The sequence below is a fragment of the Mariniluteicoccus flavus genome, from assembly GCF_054776655.1.
Genome location: NZ_BAAHBN010000009.1, coordinates 16,024 through 31,747, shown reverse-complemented (window position 1 = coordinate 31,747; position 15,724 = coordinate 16,024). Strand labels below are relative to the sequence as shown.

The 15,724-nt window shown below is 72.0% G+C and carries 13 protein-coding genes; 8 read left to right on the top strand and 5 right to left on the bottom strand.

The features are described 5' to 3' along the window. The first annotated feature begins 62 nt into the window (after positions 1-62). On the top strand, positions 63-860 hold the full coding sequence (nagB, locus tag ACYVAG_RS13725) for a glucosamine-6-phosphate deaminase (protein ID WP_460770530.1): 798 nt from the start codon (positions 63-65) through the stop codon (positions 858-860). 13 nt (positions 861-873) lie between these two features. Here the strand turns inward: nagB and ACYVAG_RS13720 are convergent, their stop codons facing one another. Next, the gene (locus tag ACYVAG_RS13720; protein ID WP_460770528.1) at positions 874-2,196 is read right to left on the bottom strand and encodes an MFS transporter; all 1,323 of its coding nucleotides are present in this window, start codon (positions 2,194-2,196) and stop codon (positions 874-876) included. A gap of 153 nt (positions 2,197-2,349) precedes the next feature. Here ACYVAG_RS13720 and ACYVAG_RS13715 point away from each other — a divergent pair, with 153 nt between their 5' ends. The 5 genes from ACYVAG_RS13715 (at position 2,350) to ACYVAG_RS13695 (ending at position 9,454) form a co-directional block, all read left to right on the top strand. Continuing rightward, a complete protein-coding gene (locus tag ACYVAG_RS13715; RefSeq protein ID WP_460770526.1) occupies positions 2,350-3,219 on the top strand; it encodes a LysR substrate-binding domain-containing protein in 870 nt (289 codons plus the stop codon). A 54-nt stretch (positions 3,220-3,273) separates the two neighbouring features. Next, entirely contained in the window at positions 3,274-3,657 is a 384-nt protein-coding gene (locus tag ACYVAG_RS13710) for a cold-shock protein (RefSeq protein ID WP_460770678.1), read from the top strand. After that, positions 3,657-4,427, top strand: coding sequence for a DUF3027 domain-containing protein (locus tag ACYVAG_RS13705; RefSeq protein WP_460770524.1), 771 nt, complete (start codon positions 3,657-3,659; stop codon positions 4,425-4,427). The genes ACYVAG_RS13710 and ACYVAG_RS13705 overlap by 1 nt, the downstream gene beginning before the upstream one ends. A 16-nt stretch (positions 4,428-4,443) precedes the next feature. Continuing rightward, positions 4,444-5,943, top strand: a complete 1,500-nt coding sequence (locus ACYVAG_RS13700) for an NCS2 family permease (protein WP_460770522.1) — start codon at positions 4,444-4,446, stop codon at positions 5,941-5,943. An 88-nt stretch (positions 5,944-6,031) separates the two neighbouring features. After that, positions 6,032-9,454, top strand: coding sequence for a pyruvate carboxylase (locus tag ACYVAG_RS13695; protein ID WP_460770520.1), 3,423 nt, complete (start codon positions 6,032-6,034; stop codon positions 9,452-9,454). A 1,001-nt stretch (positions 9,455-10,455) separates the two neighbouring features. Here the strand turns inward: ACYVAG_RS13695 and ACYVAG_RS13690 are convergent. Both ACYVAG_RS13690 and ACYVAG_RS13685 read right to left on the bottom strand, forming a co-directional pair. After that, positions 10,456-10,959 carry a hypothetical protein gene (locus ACYVAG_RS13690; RefSeq protein ID WP_460770518.1) on the bottom strand — a complete coding sequence of 168 codons (504 nt, stop codon included), beginning with the start codon at positions 10,957-10,959 and terminating at the stop codon, positions 10,456-10,458. 29 nt (positions 10,960-10,988) lie between these two features. After that, on the bottom strand, positions 10,989-11,597 hold the full coding sequence (locus ACYVAG_RS13685) for a hypothetical protein (protein ID WP_460770516.1): 609 nt from the start codon (positions 11,595-11,597) through the stop codon (positions 10,989-10,991). 203 nt (positions 11,598-11,800) lie between these two features. Between ACYVAG_RS13685 and ACYVAG_RS13680 the strand changes: the two genes are divergently transcribed. Then, positions 11,801-13,210 carry a hypothetical protein gene (locus ACYVAG_RS13680; protein WP_460770514.1) on the top strand — a complete coding sequence of 470 codons (1,410 nt, stop codon included), beginning with the start codon at positions 11,801-11,803 and terminating at the stop codon, positions 13,208-13,210. Between the two features lie 4 nt (positions 13,211-13,214). Here the strand turns inward: ACYVAG_RS13680 and serC are convergent, their stop codons facing one another. Beyond that, positions 13,215-14,375, bottom strand: a complete 1,161-nt coding sequence (serC, locus tag ACYVAG_RS13675; protein ID WP_460770512.1) for a phosphoserine transaminase — start codon at positions 14,373-14,375, stop codon at positions 13,215-13,217. Between serC and pdxH the strand changes: the two genes are divergently transcribed. Next, complete coding sequence (gene pdxH, locus ACYVAG_RS13670) at positions 14,374-15,036, top strand: pyridoxamine 5'-phosphate oxidase (protein WP_460770510.1); 663 nt, start codon at positions 14,374-14,376, stop codon at positions 15,034-15,036. The genes serC and pdxH overlap by 2 nt on opposite strands. A 21-nt stretch (positions 15,037-15,057) precedes the next feature. Here pdxH and ACYVAG_RS13665 read toward each other — a convergent pair whose 3' ends face one another. After that, complete coding sequence (locus ACYVAG_RS13665) at positions 15,058-15,696, bottom strand: acVLRF1 family peptidyl-tRNA hydrolase (protein WP_460770508.1); 639 nt, start codon at positions 15,694-15,696, stop codon at positions 15,058-15,060. Between the last annotated feature and the right edge of the window lie 28 nt (positions 15,697-15,724).

The window sequence follows — 15,724 nt, the reverse complement described above, 5'->3', positions numbered from 1 at the left end:
CGAGCGTCAGCGAGTCGAAGCCTCGGCAGAAGTCAGAAAGCCTTGGAGAGAAGGAGATCCCGGTGGAGGTCATCGTCTGCGAGTCGGTCGACGACGTCGCGCGCGTGGCGGCGGCGAAAATGGCGCGCGTGTGCCGCGACGTGGTCGGCGAGGGCAGGCCCCAGCCGGTGCTGGGCCTCGCGACCGGCTCGTCGCCGCTCGGCGTCTATGCCGAGCTGCGCGGCATGGTCGAGGACGGGTCGCTGGATCTCTCGCGTGCACACGGATTCGCGCTCGACGAATATGTCGGGCTGCCTGCCGGCCACCCCGAGAGCTATGCGCAGGTGATCCGCCGCACCGTGACCGACCCGCTGCAGATGGACCCGGCCCGCGTGCACGTCCCCGACGGGTCGGCCGACGACGTGCCGGCGGCCTGTGAGCGTTATGAGGAAGAGATCCGCGCCGCCGGCGGTGTCGACGTGCAGATCCTCGGCATCGGCGCGAACGGCCACATCGGCTTCAACGAACCTGGCTCGTCGTTCGGCTCCCGCACGCGCATCAAGACGCTGGCCACCGGCACCCGGCTGGACAACCAGCGGTTCTTCGCGAGCCTCGACGAGGTGCCGACCCACTGCCTGACCCAGGGGCTCGGCACGATCGCCGACGCCCGCGAGGTCGTGCTGGTGGCGCAGGGCGAGAAGAAGGCCGAGGCCATCGCGGCGATGGTCGAGGGCTCGGTCACCGCGATGTGCCCCGCGTCGGTGCTGCAGTTCCACCGCCGCGCCACCGTGGTGATCGACGACGCGGCGGCGTCACGGCTGCGGCTGGCTGACCACTACCGCGAGGTGTATGCGGGAAAGCCTGCCTGGCAACGATTCTGAGGGTTCGCCACACTCAGCGCGTCGAGTGCACGATGTGCACCATCGGCGCGAACCGGTGGCGGCGCACGGCCAGCGTGAGGTGGGACTGATAGGCCATGCCGATCGCGCACACCGAGCCGAAGATGATCACCGCGAGGCCGTTCATCATCATGCCGATGCGGGCGCCGTACGCGTCCACGATCTGGCCGACCAGCAGGCCGCCGATCGTCTGGCCGCCCAGCAGCACCAGCACATAGACGCTCATGATGCGGCCGCGCACGTGTTCGGGCGCCGCCATCTGCACGAGGCTGTTGGCCGACAGCAGGAACGTCAGCGTGAGCACGCCGACGGCCACGAGCAGGGCACAGAAGACGACGGGGTTCGGCGCCATCGACGTCACGACGAACAGACCGCCGAGCGCCGCGATCACCAGCGTGAGCTGGCGAAGGCGCATCGTCGTGCGGCGGCGGGCGCCCACCAGCGCGCCGGTCACACAGCCCACAGCCACCAGCGCGTTGAACGTGCCATAGCCGGAGACGCCCGTGCCGAACTCGAGGGTCGAGAAGGCCGTGAGCAGGACGGCCATGTTGCTGCCGAAGATGCCCATCACGGCCACCAGCGCGATCGACCAGGCGATCTCGGAGGTGCGGAACACGTGGCCCAGACCCTCCTTCAGCTGGGCCACCTGGCTGGGTCGCTGGACGTCGGCCGCCACGGCCGCGCGCGCCGGCGTACCGGTCCTCATGAGGGCGCAGGCGGCCACGACCACGGCGCAGCTGACCATGTTGATCACGAAGCACCAGCCGAGGCCGAGGGTGTGGATGACCACGCCCGCGAGCAGCGGGCCCACGAGGCCGGCCGACTGGAAGGCGGTCGAGTTGAGGCCGAGCGCGCTGCGCAGGCGCGACATGCCGACGAGCTGGGTCACGAGCTGCAGGCGCGCGGGCTGCTCGACGACCGAGCACAGACCGATGCCGAGCGCGAGCGCATAACAGGACCACACCGTGGCGGTGCCGGTCAGCACCATCACCCCGAGGGCGGCGGCCATGAGCGCGGCGATCGTCTGCGAGATGGCGAGCAGCCGGCGGGGGTCGAACCGGTCGACCAGCACGCCGCCATAGAGGCCGAACAGCAGCACGGGGGCGAACTGGAGCGCGACCGCCACACCGACGGCAGAGGCCGATCCGGTGAGCTGGAGGACGAGCCAGTCCTGGGCGATGCGCTGGACCCAGGTGCCGAGGCCGCCGAGGAACAGCGAGGCCACATAGACGCGGAAGTGCTTGCTGGTCAGCGCGACGAGACCGATGGGAAGCTTGGTGGGGAAGGGATTCTGCTGATCTGCAGTGCCTGCAGGCATGACGAACTGATCACCGTTTCAGGTGTTGGATGATGGATTGAGGAGCGGGCAGCGCTGCCGGGAAGCAACTCTAGGTCGGACTCCCTCATTTCCGCGCGCTATGGTGGCTATATATTCGATAACGCATCGTGATGACTGGGTGAGGTGGGCCACATGGCGCCGACATTCTACGATCCCTCGCTGCTGCGGACCTTCCTCGCGGTGGCCGACACGCTGAGCTTCACGCGCGCCGCCGAGACGCTCGGCATCACCCAGCCCGCGGTGTCCCAACACGTACGCCGGCTCGAGACCGCCGCCGGCCGCCAGCTCCTGGTGCGCGACACCCGCTCGGTGTCCCTGACCGACAACGGCGAGGCCATGCGCGGCTTCGCCCGCCAGATCATCGCGGCGCAGGACGAGGCCACGGCGTACTTCTCGGGCAAGGCCATGCGCGGCCGCCTGCGGTTCGGCGCGGCGGACGAGTTCGCGCTGTCGGAGCTGCCGCGCATCCTCCGCGACTTCCGCGTGCTCTATCCCGGCATCAACCTCGAGCTCACCGTCACCCAGTCGGGCGTCCTGCAGCGCCGACTCGAGTCGAACCACCTCGACCTGATCTTCATCAACCAGCCGCCCGACACCGACGAGGGCCGGCTCGTGCGCCGCGACCGGCTCGTGTGGGTCGGGCTCGAGGGCACGTCGGTCGACCCCAACCAACCCGTGCCGCTGGTGACCTACCACGCCCCGAGTTTCTCCCGCACGGCGGCGATCGACGCGCTGGGTGGGGTGGAGCGCAGCTGGCGCATCACCTGCAACACGCGCGAGATCAACGGCATCCTCGCGGCCGTCCGCGCGGGCCTCGGGGTCTGCGTACTGTCCCAGTCGCGCGTGCCCGCCGACCTCCGCGTACTCACCGGGCGCTTCGGGCTGCCGGAGCTGTGCGACATCGAGATGGCGCTCCAGTCGAACCCGCGCGCGGCCCGCGAACCGGTCGAGGCGCTCACCCGGGCGATCATGAACCTGCCGATCGCGGCGATCCGGCGCTAGGATCGGGTGTCCCGTCGTCGCGGCGGGGCCCGATCACGAACGAGCGAGGTTGCTGTGCCGGTGGGCAAGGTCCGCTTCTATGACGCGGAAAAGGGATTCGGCTTCCTGACCAAGGACGGCGGGGGCGATGTCTATGTGCGCGCGAACGCGCTGCCCGCGGGCGTGACGGCGCTCAAACCCGGCCAGAAGGTCGAGTTCGGCGTGATCGAGGGCCGCAAGGGCGAGCAGGCGCTGTCGGTGACCGTGCTGGAGACGCCGCCGTCGCTGTCGAAGGCGACGCGCAAGAAGCCCGAGCAGATGCAGCTGATCGTCGAGGACCTGATCAAGATGCTCGACCACGTCGGCAACGGCTATCGCCACGGCCGCCACCCCGACCCCAAGAACGCCGAGAAGGTCGCCCAGGTGCTGCGCGCGGTGGCCGACGAACTGGAGCTGTGATGCCGCCCCTGAAGATCGATCCGGCCTGCGCCGACGCCGTCGACCTCGCCCGCGAGGCGGCGCTAGAGGCGTCGTCGACCGACCAGTCGGTGGGTGACCACCTCGGGGCCGTCGCCGAGGGCGACCGCGTCGTCACCCACCAGTTCGCCTGCACCCACCCGGGCTATCGGGGCTGGGTCTGGTCGGTGACCGTGGTGCGCGCCTCGCGCGCCAAGAAGGTCACGATCAACGAGGTCGTGCTGGTGCCCGGCCCCGAGTCGCTGCTGTCGCAGCCGTGGGTGCCGTGGGCCGATCGCATCCAGGGCGGCGATGTCGCGCCCGGCACCCTGATGCCGACCCCCGACAACGACCCGCGCCTCGAGCCGGGCTTCACCGGCGGCGAGCACGCCACCGACACCGACCCGGCCGAGGCGTCCCAGATGAGGGCCGTCGTGGCCGAGCTGGGCCTGGGGCGCGAACGCGTCCTGTCGGTCGCCGGACGCGAGGACGCCGCCGAGCGCTGGCTCGCGTCCGACGCCGGGCCCGACAACGAGATGACCCGCCAGGCGCCGGGCCACTGCCACACGTGCGCCTATTTCGTCCGCCTGCAGGGCAACCTCGGCATGCTGTTCGGCGCCTGCTCGAACCAGTGGTCGCCGTCGGACGCGTCCGTCGTCTCCATCGACCACGGCTGCGGGGGGCATTCCGACGTCGTCGCCCCCGAGCGCGGCGTCGAGCTGCCGGCGCCGGTGTTCGACACGATCTCGGTGGACGAGGGCCTGTTCGACTGACACTAGGATCTCGCCCATGAGTTCCACCGCACCTGACGTCGTCCCTGCCGGCCCCCTCGATCGCTGGTTCGACATCAGCAGGCGCGGCTCCACCGTCGGCCGCGAGGTGCGAGGCGGCCTAGTGACGTTCTTCACGATGGCCTACATCATCGCGCTGAACCCGCTGATCATCGGCACGACCGCCGACCGCAACGGCATGTTGATCTCGGGCCTGCCGAAGACCGGCGAGAACATCGGCACGACCATCGCGATGGTCGCCGCCGCGACCGCGCTCATCGCCGGGCTGATGACGATCCTCATGGGTGTCGTCGGCCGCTATCCCCTCGGCCTGGCCACCGGACTCGGCCTCAACGCGCTGCTCGCCTTCGTGATCGCACCCAAGATGACGTGGCCGCAGGCGATGGGCCTCGTCGTCTGGGAGGGCGCGCTGATCACGCTGCTGGTGTTCACCGGCTTCCGCACCGCGGTGTTCAAGGCGGTCCCGCGCTCGCTGCGTGCCGGCATCGCCGTCGGCATCGGCCTGTTCATCGCCTTCGTCGGCCTCATCGACGCCGGCATCGTCCGCAAGCCCAAGGGCGCGCCGCCCGTCGAGTTCGGCCTGAACGGCTCGCTGCTGGGCTGGCCGATGCTGGTGTTCGTGATCGGGCTGGTGCTCGCCGCAATCCTGTACGCCCGCCGCGTCCCCGGCGCCCTGCTCGTCTCGATCACCGTGACCACGGTGCTCGCCGTCATCATCGAGTCGGTCGCCCACGTCGGCGCCATGACCAACGACAAGGGCGAGGTAGTGAACCCGACGGGCTGGATGTTGAACGTCCCGACCGTCAAGGACCTCATCGCCCTGCCCGACCTGGGCCTGCTGGGGCGCGTCGACCTGTTCGGGGCCTTCACCCAGTACGGCGCCGGGTTCGCCGGCGCGCTCACCCTCGTGCTGCTCGTCTTCTCGCTGCTGCTCGCCGACTTCTTCGACAGCATGGGCACCGTCGTCGCCGTGGGCGCCGAGGGCAACCTGCTTGACGAGGACGGTACGCCGCCCCACCTCACCTCGATCCTCGCCGTCGACTCGGTCGCCGCCATGGCGGGCGGGTTCGGGTCGGTGTCGTCGAACACCTCCTACATCGAGTCGGCCGCGGGCGTGGCCGAGGGCGCGCGTACGGGTCTCGCGTCGGTCGTGACCGGCGCCGCCTTCCTGGTCGCGGTGTTCTTCGCGCCGCTGGTGAACGTGATCCCGTCGGAGGCCGCCACCCCGGTGCTCGTGTTCGTGGGCTTCCTGATGATGGCCCAGGTCACCGGCGTCGACTGGGACAACATCGAGGAGGGCCTGCCGGCGTTCCTCACGCTCGCGCTCATGCCGTTCACCTATTCCATCACCGTCGGCATTGGGGCCGGCTTCATCACCTTCGTGCTGATGAAGGTGGCGCGGGGCCGCGCCCGCCACGTCCACCCGCTGATGTGGGTGGTGTCGGCGCTGTTCGTCATCTATTTCGTCCAGGGCCTGCTCACGCGGCTGGCGGGCTGAGGCGTACGCGGGGGATGGACGCACGCGCGCGGGCCCGCGTACGCGGACACCTCCCGCCGTGTCGGACCCAGCCGCTAGCCTCGGGGCCATGTTCTCCAAGGTCCTGGTCGCCAACCGTGGCGAGATCGCCGTCCGTGCCTTCCGCGCCGCCACCGAACTGGGGGCGCGCACCGTCGCGGTGTTCCCCTACGAGGACCGCAACGCCGAACACCGCATCAAGGCCGACGAGGCCTACCTGATCGGCGAGGAGGGCCACCCGGTCCGGGCCTACCTCGACGTGGCCGAGATCATCCGGGTCGCGACCGAGTGCGGCGCCGATGCGGTCTATCCGGGCTACGGCTTTCTGTCCGAGAATCCCGACCTCGCCGAGGCCTGCGCCGCGAACGGGCTGACGTTCATCGGCCCGCCGGCCGAGGTGCTCGAGATGGCCGGCAACAAGGTGCGCGCGCTCGAGGCGGCCCGCCGGGCCGGCGTGCCGACGCTGAAGAGCTGTGCGCCGTCGACCGACGTCGACGCCCTCGTCGAGGCGGCCGACGAGATCGGCTTCCCCGTCTTCGTGAAGGCCGTCGCCGGCGGCGGCGGGCGCGGCATGCGCCGCGTCGACGAGCGTGACCAGCTGCGCGACGCGCTCGGCGCGGCCATGCGCGAGGCCGAGGGCGCGTTCGGCGACGCCACGGTGTTCATCGAGCAGGCGGTGCAGCGCCCGCGCCACATCGAGGTCCAGATCCTCGCCGACGCCGCCGGCAACACCATCCACCTGTTCGAGCGCGACTGCTCGATCCAGCGGCGCCACCAGAAGGTCGTCGAGATCGCGCCGGCGCCCCACATCTCCGACGAGTTGCGCGCGCGCCTGTGCGCCGACGCCGTGGCGTTCGCCGAGTCGATCGACTATTCGTGCGCCGGCACCGTCGAGTTCCTCCTCGAGACCGAGGGCGAGCGCGCCGGCGAGCACGTCTTCATCGAGATGAACCCCCGCATCCAGGTGGAGCACACGATCACCGAGGAGATCACCGACGTCGACCTGGTCCAGTCGCAGATGCGCATCGCGGCGGGGGAGACGCTGGCCGACCTGGGCCTGGCGCAGGAGGACCTGCAGATTCGCGGCGCGGCCCTCCAGTGCCGGATCACGACGGAGGACCCGACCAACTCCTTCCGCCCCGACACCGGCATGATCACGACCTACCGCTCGGCCTCGGGCGCCGGCATCCGCCTCGACGGCGGCACCGTCGGCACCGGCGTCGAGATCAGCCCCCACTTCGACTCGCTGCTGGTGAAGCTGACCGCCCGCGGGCGCACGTTCGACATCGCGCGGGCGCGGGCGAGGCGCGCGCTGGCGGAGTTCCGCGTACGCGGGGTCGCGACGAACGTCGCGTTCCTGCAGGCGGTGCTGGCCGATCCCGACTTCGCGGCGGGCAACCTCGCGACCGACTTCATCGACGCGCGGCCCCAACTGCTGACGTCGCGGACGCCGGCCGATCGCGGCACGCGCATGTTGCGGTGGCTGGCCGACGTGTCGGTCAACAAGCCCCACGGCGAGGCGCCGACGCGGCTCGACCCGCGCGCCAAGCTGCCCGACATCGACCTGTCGGTTCCGGTGCCCGACGGCAGCCGCCAGCGGCTCGAGGCGCTCGGCCCCGAGGGGTTCGCGCGGGCCCTGCGCGACACCGCGCACGTCGAGGTCACCGACACGACGTTCCGCGACGCCCACCAGTCGCTGCTCGCGACCCGCGTACGCTCCCGCGACCTCCTCGGGGTCGCGCCCCACATGGCGCGGCTGCTGCCGGGCACGTTCTCGGTGGAGTGCTGGGGCGGCGCGACCTACGACGTCGCGCTGCGGTTCCTCGGCGAGGACCCGTGGGAGCGGCTGGCGCGGCTGCGGGCGGCGATGCCGAACCAGGCGCTCCAGATGTTGCTGCGCGGGCGCAACACGGTGGGCTACACGCCCTATCCGACGGCGGTGACGCAGGCGTTCGTGGCCGAGGCGGCGGCGACCGGCATCGACATCTTCCGCATCTTCGACGCCCTCAACGACGTGGAACAGATGCGGCCCGCGATCGACGCGGTGCGCGAGACCGGCACGAGCGTGGCGGAGGTGGCGCTGTGCTACACCGCCGACCTGACCGACCCGCGCGAGCAGATCTACACGCTCGACCACTGGCTCGGCCTCGCCGAGCGCATCGTCGACGCCGGCGCCCACGTCCTCGCGATCAAGGACATGGCTGGCCTGCTGCGGCCGCCGGCGGCGCGCACGCTGGTCACGGCCCTGCGCCGCGAGTTCGACCTGCCGGTCCACCTCCACACCCACGACACCGCAGGCGGCCAGCTCGCGACGCTGCTGGCGGCGATCGACGCCGGGGTCGACGCGGTCGACGTGGCGTCGGCGGCGATGGCCGGCACGACGTCGCAGGTGCCGGCGTCCGCGCTGGTCGCGGCGCTGGAACACACCGAGCGCGCCACGCGCCTGACGGGCGGCGACGGGTCGGACGACCTGCGCCGCACGATGGACATGGAGCCCTACTGGGAGGCCGTGCGCCGGGCGTACGCGCCGTTCGAGTCGGGCCTCCCGGCGCCGACCGGCCGCGTCTATGACCACGAGATCCCGGGCGGGCAGCTGTCGAACCTGCGCCAGCAGGCCATCGCGCTCGGGCTGGGCGACCGGTTCGAGGCGATCGAGACGATGTACGCGGCCGCCGACAAGATCCTCGGCCGCCCGACGAAGGTGACGCCGTCGTCGAAGGTGGTGGGCGACCTGGCGCTGCACCTGGTCGCGGTGGGGGCCGACCCGAAGGAGTTCGAGGCGAACCCCGGGCGCTTCGACGTGCCCGACTCGGTGATCGGGTTCCTGGGGGGCGAGCTGGGTGACCCGGCGGGCGGCTGGCCCGAGCCGTTCCGCACGAAGGCGCTGGCCGGCCGCACCGTGCCGAAGCGCGAGGAGACGTTGGCCGCTGAGGACGAGGCGGCGCTGGCCGAGGGCGGGCGTACGCGGCAGCAGACGCTGAACCGGCTGCTGTTCCCGGGGCCGACGAAGGAGTTCGAGGCGGCGCGGGAACAGTACGGCGACCTGTCCGCGCTGCCGACGCTCGACCACCTCTATGGCCTCGAGCCGGGGGAGGAACACACGGTCGAGCTCGAGAAGGGCGTCACGCTGATCGTGACGCTGCAGTCGATCGGCGAGGCCGACGCGAAGGGCATCCGCCAGGTGATGTGCCAGCTGAACGGCCAGCTGAGGCCGATCCGCGTGCGGGACCGGTCGATCAAGGTCGAGTCGGTCGCGGCCGAGCGGGCCGACACGAGCAACCCGGGCCACGTCGCGGCGCCGTTCGCGGGGGCGGTCTCGGTGACAGTGGCCGTGGGCGACACTGTCGAGGCGGGCGGCCAGGTGGCGACGATCGAGGCGATGAAGATGGAGGCGGCGATCACGTCGCCGATCGCGGGGACGGTGGAGCGACTGGCGGTGAAGGGGATCCAGTCGGTGGAGGGTGGAGACCTCGTGGTGGTCGTGAAGGGTTGAGCGTGGTGGGTGGCGCGGGGTGGGTTGAGCGTGGTGGGTGGCGCGGGGTGCGTGTCCGGGAGCTTCGGCTTGCGGCTGGGACGCCGAGCCGTGAGTTCGTTGGTTGGGTTCGGTCCGCGGCGTCTTTACGCCGCTTCACCGAACTCCCGGACACCCACCCGACACCTCGCGTTCCCCCGGAGCGGGCGGGTCGATGAGCGGCGACCGGGTCGCTGAGTAGCTGACGTTCTCCGAGCGAGCGCCAGCGAGACGAGGAGCGGCGGCTGCCCGCTGACCCGTTGACGTGCTCCGATCGAGCGCCGGCGAGACGATGAGCGGCGGCCGCCCGCTGACCCGTTGACGTTCTCCGAGCGAGCGCCAGCGAGACGAGGAGCGGCCCCTTCCGCGTTTGAGTCCCGAAAGGTTGTTTGAGGCTGTTCGGACCGACTCGAACCACTTTTCGGGACTCAAACGTGACGGGGAAGGCGCGTTCGCGAACGCTCGTGCAGTTCGCGAGTCGGATTTGCGTTGGAGAGTGCTGCACCGTTCGCGAGGACAACTACCGTTCGCCAACTGCAGGACGGTTCGCCAACGGCACCCGCGGCCGTCATTCGGGGCCGTCATTTGCCTGACGGCCGCGTACGCGGGTGGCGGCCTGCATGCAGGCCGTCATCGGTACGCGGGGCCGCCATGTGGATGACGGCCTGGAATGACGGCCTGTGGGGCTCCTCGTCTCGCTGGCGCTCGCTCGGAGAACGTGACCCCGTCGATCCTCCTCGTGTCGCTGGCGCTCGCTCGGAGAACGTCCATGGCCAGCCGCGCCTGGACTCGCGCGCCCGGTGTCTGGAGGGCCGATGAGCGGCGCGGCCCTGCGGGCGAACCGCAGTGTTCGAGCCGAGCCGGGCCGCGTCGCGAGGAGTGTCCGAAGACACCGGATTGTGCGCGAGGGGCCGATCGCGCCGCGGAGCGGCGCAATGTACACAGCGTCCCGATCGCGCCGCGGAGCGGCGCAATGTACAGAGTCAGACCCCCCGCGCCGCCAGGGCCCCGCGTACCTCTTCCGCCACGCCCGCTCGCCCGCCCAGCGGGATCAGCGCGCCCTCCGCCGTCGCGCTGTCGCGCAGCTCCAGGTGGTTGTCGAAGAAGGCCGTCCGGTCACGCGGGACCAGCAGCAGACCCGCCTTCCCCGCCGCGTCCACCACCTCGACCCGCGCGAGCTCGCTCCAAGCGACGCGCGTGACGACCCGCGTCCAGCGTTCGACCACCAGTTCCTCGCGGTCCGCGACGACCCTCCGGGCGCGCCTGTCCGGGCCCCCCGCGAACAGCAGCGCGGCGCTGGCGACCGTGAGGACGGCGGCGGCGCCGACGCCGTGATAGGCGTGCGCGCCCACCTGCATGAAGACGGCGACCGCGACGGTCACCACGAGCAGCACGACAGCGAAGCGGCGGCGGTCGAACCCGCGCGTCAGCACCGTCGTCTCGGGGGTCCCGGCCGGCCGGGACGCCGCAGGGGTCGTGAATGCCACGCCGACAGCCTACCGGGCGCGTGCCCCAGTCAGCCCGTGAAAGCGACCAGGTCGGCGTCGGGCCACTGGCCGAACCCCGCCAGGAACGAACGCAGCCGATCCGCCAGCTCCCGATGACCGCGATCCGCGATGTCCAGATCCGCCAGCAGCGCGGCCCCGCGTACGGCATCGGTCCCCGGCAGATAGCACGCGCGGCGGCCCGGCGCGGGCGCGAGGCCCAGCCGTGCGTCGGCCCGCAACAACCGGCCCAATCCCGCCTCGGAGGGGGCCCCGGCGCGCGCGAGCGCATAGTCGAACCCCTCGACGGTCGCCGACTCCAGGTCGAGGTGCAGCTGGTCGCGGGCGAGCCGCCCCGTCAGGCCCTCCACCACCATCCAGGCGGCCCCGGCGCGGTCCGGGGTCGCGTACCGCCCCGTCAGCACGCCGTCGATGTCCTCCGGCGTCGGCGCCGCCGGGTCACGGTGCACGGGATCCGGCGTACGCCGCGTCAGGCGATTCCACAGGCCCGGGCGTGCGGGCGGGCTCCAGGGCCAGAGCTCGTCGGCGAGCGGACGCACCCGCTCGGCGGTCTCGGGGGTGGCGCCGATGAGGTCGCGGATCTCGTCGATGCCCACGGCGTACAGCGCCACGCGTCCCATGGGGCCAAGGTAATACGCGGCGTTTGGCCGAGGCCATAGGCTGGCCGGGTGAATCCGCGGAGTCGTCGCCTCATCGTGTCGGGGGTGTTGCTGGCGCTCCTGCTGCTGGCGGTCGGGGGCGCCATCTGGCAGGCGTACGGGCGATGAGCCCCCGCGCCGCCGATCGCGTAGGCTCCAGCGAGCACCAGACAGGGAAGTAGGGCATGGCAGGTCGGAGTGACGCGGTACGCCGGGGCGCGGTGGCGCTGCTCCTTGCCGCGACGCCTGCCCTGACCCTGACACCCGCCGTCGCGGCCCCCACGCCCACCCCGACGTCCTCCGCGACGAGCGGCACCGCGTTCACCCCCAGCGACGAGCGCATCACCGAGGCGTCCGGCATGGCCCGCGACGTCGGGCGCCAGCTGTACTGGATCACCAACGACTCCGGAGCCAGGGGCGTCATCTACGCGGTCGGCCCGGACGGGCGTACGCGGGGGACGCTGAACTATGCGGCCGAACCCGTGGACGTGGAGGCCCTCGCGATGCAGGGCACGCGCCTGTTCGTCGGCGACATCGGCGACAACACCGCGAAGCGCGAGAAGGTCTCGGTCTTCTATTTCGACGCCCCCGCGCCCGACGACGACCGGTCCGGCACGTTCCGCGGCTGGGACTTCGCCTATCCGGACGGGCCCCACGACGCCGAGACGCTGCTGGTCGACCGCACCGGGCGCATCTTCATCGTCACCAAGGAGGCCCAGGGCGGCATCTACGCCGCTCCGCGCCAGTTGCGGACCACCGGGGTGAACCAGCTGACCCGCGTGGGCGATGCCCCGGCGTTCGTGACCGACGGCACCTTCCTCCCCGACGGACGCATCGCCCTGCGCACCTATGTGTCGGTGGAGGTGCTCGACGGGACGCTCTATTCGCCGCTGGCCCGCGCCGAGGCCCCGTTCCAGCCCCAGGGCGAGTCCATGACGGTGTCACTCGACGGCTCGTCGCTGCTGTTGGGCAGCGAGGGCGTACGCGCGCCCGTGGTCCGGGTGCCGGTGCCGAACCAGCTGCTGCAGACCCCGGGCGGGGTGGCGACGCCGCCGCCCTCGCCGGTCCCCACCCCGAGCGCCACGCCGACCCCGGCCGCCGATGAGGCGGCCATCGCCCCGCGGAATCGCACGGGCACGCTCATCGCGATCCTGCTGTCCCTGGTGGCCTCGCTGGCCGCGGCGGCCGTGGTGTGGCTGCGCGACCGGCCGAAGCCACGCGACCGACCCACCGGAGACGCGCTGCAGGCGCGGAAGCCGGCGGGGGAGAACCCGGGCGACGCCCACGCGGCGTCCCAACCGACCCCGCCGCGACCCGAGACCCCTCGCCACGGGCCGCCGCCGGCCACCCCGACCACGCAACCCCCGCAACCCCCGCCGCCCGCGCCGTCGAAGCGACCCGGCCCGCGCCGCGCCATCGACTTCACGGCCGGCGACGACAAGGACGACGAGAAGACGATGCCCCGCGCGGTGCCGGACCACCTCTTCAGGGGGTCGCAGGCCAGGCCTCCGTCGGATCCTCCGACGACCCCGCGTCGGGCGGGTCTCCCGAACGACCTGTCGAAGGACCCGCAGGACCCGTTCTGGCGCGAGTGACGACCTACGCGCGCGCCAACCGGCCCAGCAGATAGTCGATCGAGCGCGTCAGCGCCGACACGTCCTCCGGGTCGACGGCCGGGAACAGCCCGACCCGCAACTGGTTGCGGCCCAGCTTGCGGTAGGGCTCGGTGTCGACGATGCCGTTGGCGCGCAGGGCCGACGCGAGCCTGGCCGCGTCCACGGTCTCGTCGAAGTCGATCGTCGCCACCACGGGTGACCGGTGTTCCGCCGCCACGAAGGGCGTCGCGTGGGCGTGGGCCTCGGCCCAGGCGTACAGGTGGTGGGCCGAGCGGTCGCTGCGCGAGCGCGCCCACTCCAGGCCGCCCTGCTCCAGCAACCAGCTGATCTGCTCGGCCATGAGGAAGAGCGTCGCGACCGCCGGGGTGTTGAGGGTCTGTTCCTTGACCGCGTTGTCGTGGGCGACCTTGAGGTCGAGGATCTCGGGGATCCAGCGGCCCGAGGCGCTGATGCGTTCCATGCGGTCGATGGCGCGGGGCGACAGGAAGGCGAACCACAGCCCGCCGTCGGACGCGAATCCCTTCTGGGGCGCGAAATAGTAGGCGTCGACGGCCTCGACGTCGTACGCCACCGTCCCCGCGGCCGACGTGCCGTCGACCAGCACCAGCGCGTCGCCGCCGCCCACGCGCTCGACGGGGGCGAGGGCGCCGGTGGAGGTCTCGTTGTGGGCCCACGCGTACGTGTCCACGCCCTCGGCCGCGGTCGGCAGCGCCACCCCGCCGGCCGCCACCTCCGTCACGACCGGATCGTCGAGGAACGGTGCCCTTGCCGCGGCCCGCGCGAACTTCGACGAGAACTCGCCGAACACCCCGTGGGCGCTGCGGCGCTCGACCAGCGAGCAGGTGGCGACGTCCCAGAAGGCGGTCGAGCCGCCGTTGCCGAGGACGACCTCATAGCCGTCGGGGAGGTCGTAGAGCATGCGGAGCCCCGAGCGGACGCGGGCGACGAGTTCCTTGACCGGCGGCTGGCGGTGGCTGGTGCCCAAGAGGTGGGGCGCTGAGTCGAGGAGCGCCGTGAGGGCCTGCGGGCGGACCTTCGCGGGGCCGCACCCGAAGCGGCCATCGCGGGGGAGGAGCATCGGCGGGATCTCGAGCGGCATGCCGCCATTGTCCCACGCCTGCCGCAGGGGCAGAGTGGGTTCCATGACCCGCGACCTCCACGCCGAGCGCCTCTCCTACGACACCGTCCGCCTGCTCGAGGACGAGGCGGGCGACGACCCGCTGGCGCTGTTCGACCGCTGGCTCGGGGAGGCGTTCACGCTGAAGGAGTCGGGCGCGATCCCGGAGCCCACCGCGATGACGGTGGCGACGGTCGCCGAGGGGCCCGAGGGGCCGCGTCCGGACGCGCGGGTCGTGCTGCTGAAGGAGTTCGACGGCACCGGATTCACCTTCTTCACCAACCGCCGCTCGGCCAAGGGCGCGGAGCTCGCGGCGGTCCCGCGCGCCACCCTCGTCCTGTGGTGGCAGCCCCTGTTCCGCCAGGTCCGCATCGACGGGCGGGTCGAGGAGGTCGGCGCCGAGGAGTCCTCGGCCTATTTCGCGGTGCGCCCACGCGGGTCCCAACTGGGGGCATGGGCCTCCGACCAGTCGAGCCCGGCCCCGTCGGCCGACGCGCTCGCGGAGGCGTACGCGGCGGCCGAGGAGCGCTTCGCCGACGGCGACGTCCCGCGACCCGACCACTGGGGCGGCTATCGGGTCGTGCCGGAGTCGATCGAGTTCTGGCAGGGCCGGCCGAGTCGGCTGCACGACCGGCTGCGCTATGACCGCGCGGGGGACGGCTGGGAGCGTACGCGCCTGCAGCCGTGATCCCCCTGCAGCGCGCGCCGATCAGGCCAGCGCGTTCAGCCCGATCGTCAGCCCGAGGAACTGCTCGGGGAAGGCCTTCAGCACCCGCAGGCGCGGATCGGGCGTCGGCCAGAACGGCGCGTTCTCGGCCAGTCCGACGAGCCCGCACAGCCTGCCGTCGGCCAACACCGCGGCGCACGACGGGCGGTCGCCGCCGAGCACCAGGTGGTCGACCTCCTCGAGGCGCGGCAGCAGGGTCGCTGCGGCGTCGTCGGCCGCGTCGGCGTACGCGCTCCTCGCCTGGTTGGCGCGCCGCCGCGCATAGCGTTGCTGCGACCAGCCACCGGCCTTGGTCCGGCCCTGCACATAGCCGTAGCCGACCTTCGAGGCCACCAGGGTGGACCCCGAGAACAGGCCGACGGCGTGACCGCCGCGGCGGACCAGCAGGACCGCGACGCTGCGGTTGCGGGCGACGTGGTCCGCGAGCCCGGCGAGGGGTGCAGTGACGTCGTCGACCACCATGGGGCCGAACGGCACCTCAATGTGCGCCTCGGCGCCGTCGGGCGCGACGAGGGTGACGACGTCGGCGGTGGCGGTGGTCACGGGATCGCCGTGGCGGGCCGCGAAGCCGTCGGTCCAGGGGATGAGTCGCTCGCGCGGGATGCGCACGCTGCGGTCCATGGCGCCACCCTAGCCATGACAGCCGGGA

What these genes read in the sequence shown, in the direction of transcription:
- serC (WP_460770512.1), bottom strand. Translation starts at nt 14,375, where the DNA reads ATGGAACCCACTCTGCCCCTGCGGCAGGCGTGGGACAATGGCGGCATG.
- ACYVAG_RS13705 (WP_460770524.1), top strand. Translation starts at nt 3,657, where the DNA reads ATGCCGCCCCTGAAGATCGATCCGGCCTGCGCCGACGCCGTCGACCTC.
- ACYVAG_RS13700 (WP_460770522.1), top strand. Translation starts at nt 4,444, where the DNA reads ATGAGTTCCACCGCACCTGACGTCGTCCCTGCCGGCCCCCTCGATCGC.
- pdxH (WP_460770510.1), top strand. Translation starts at nt 14,374, where the DNA reads ATGACCCGCGACCTCCACGCCGAGCGCCTCTCCTACGACACCGTCCGC.
- ACYVAG_RS13720 (WP_460770528.1), bottom strand. Translation starts at nt 2,196, where the DNA reads ATGCCTGCAGGCACTGCAGATCAGCAGAATCCCTTCCCCACCAAGCTT.
- ACYVAG_RS13665 (WP_460770508.1), bottom strand. Translation starts at nt 15,696, where the DNA reads ATGGACCGCAGCGTGCGCATCCCGCGCGAGCGACTCATCCCCTGGACC.
- ACYVAG_RS13695 (WP_460770520.1), top strand. Translation starts at nt 6,032, where the DNA reads ATGTTCTCCAAGGTCCTGGTCGCCAACCGTGGCGAGATCGCCGTCCGT.
- ACYVAG_RS13680 (WP_460770514.1), top strand. Translation starts at nt 11,801, where the DNA reads ATGGCAGGTCGGAGTGACGCGGTACGCCGGGGCGCGGTGGCGCTGCTC.
- ACYVAG_RS13715 (WP_460770526.1), top strand. Translation starts at nt 2,350, where the DNA reads ATGGCGCCGACATTCTACGATCCCTCGCTGCTGCGGACCTTCCTCGCG.
- ACYVAG_RS13685 (WP_460770516.1), bottom strand. Translation starts at nt 11,597, where the DNA reads ATGGGACGCGTGGCGCTGTACGCCGTGGGCATCGACGAGATCCGCGAC.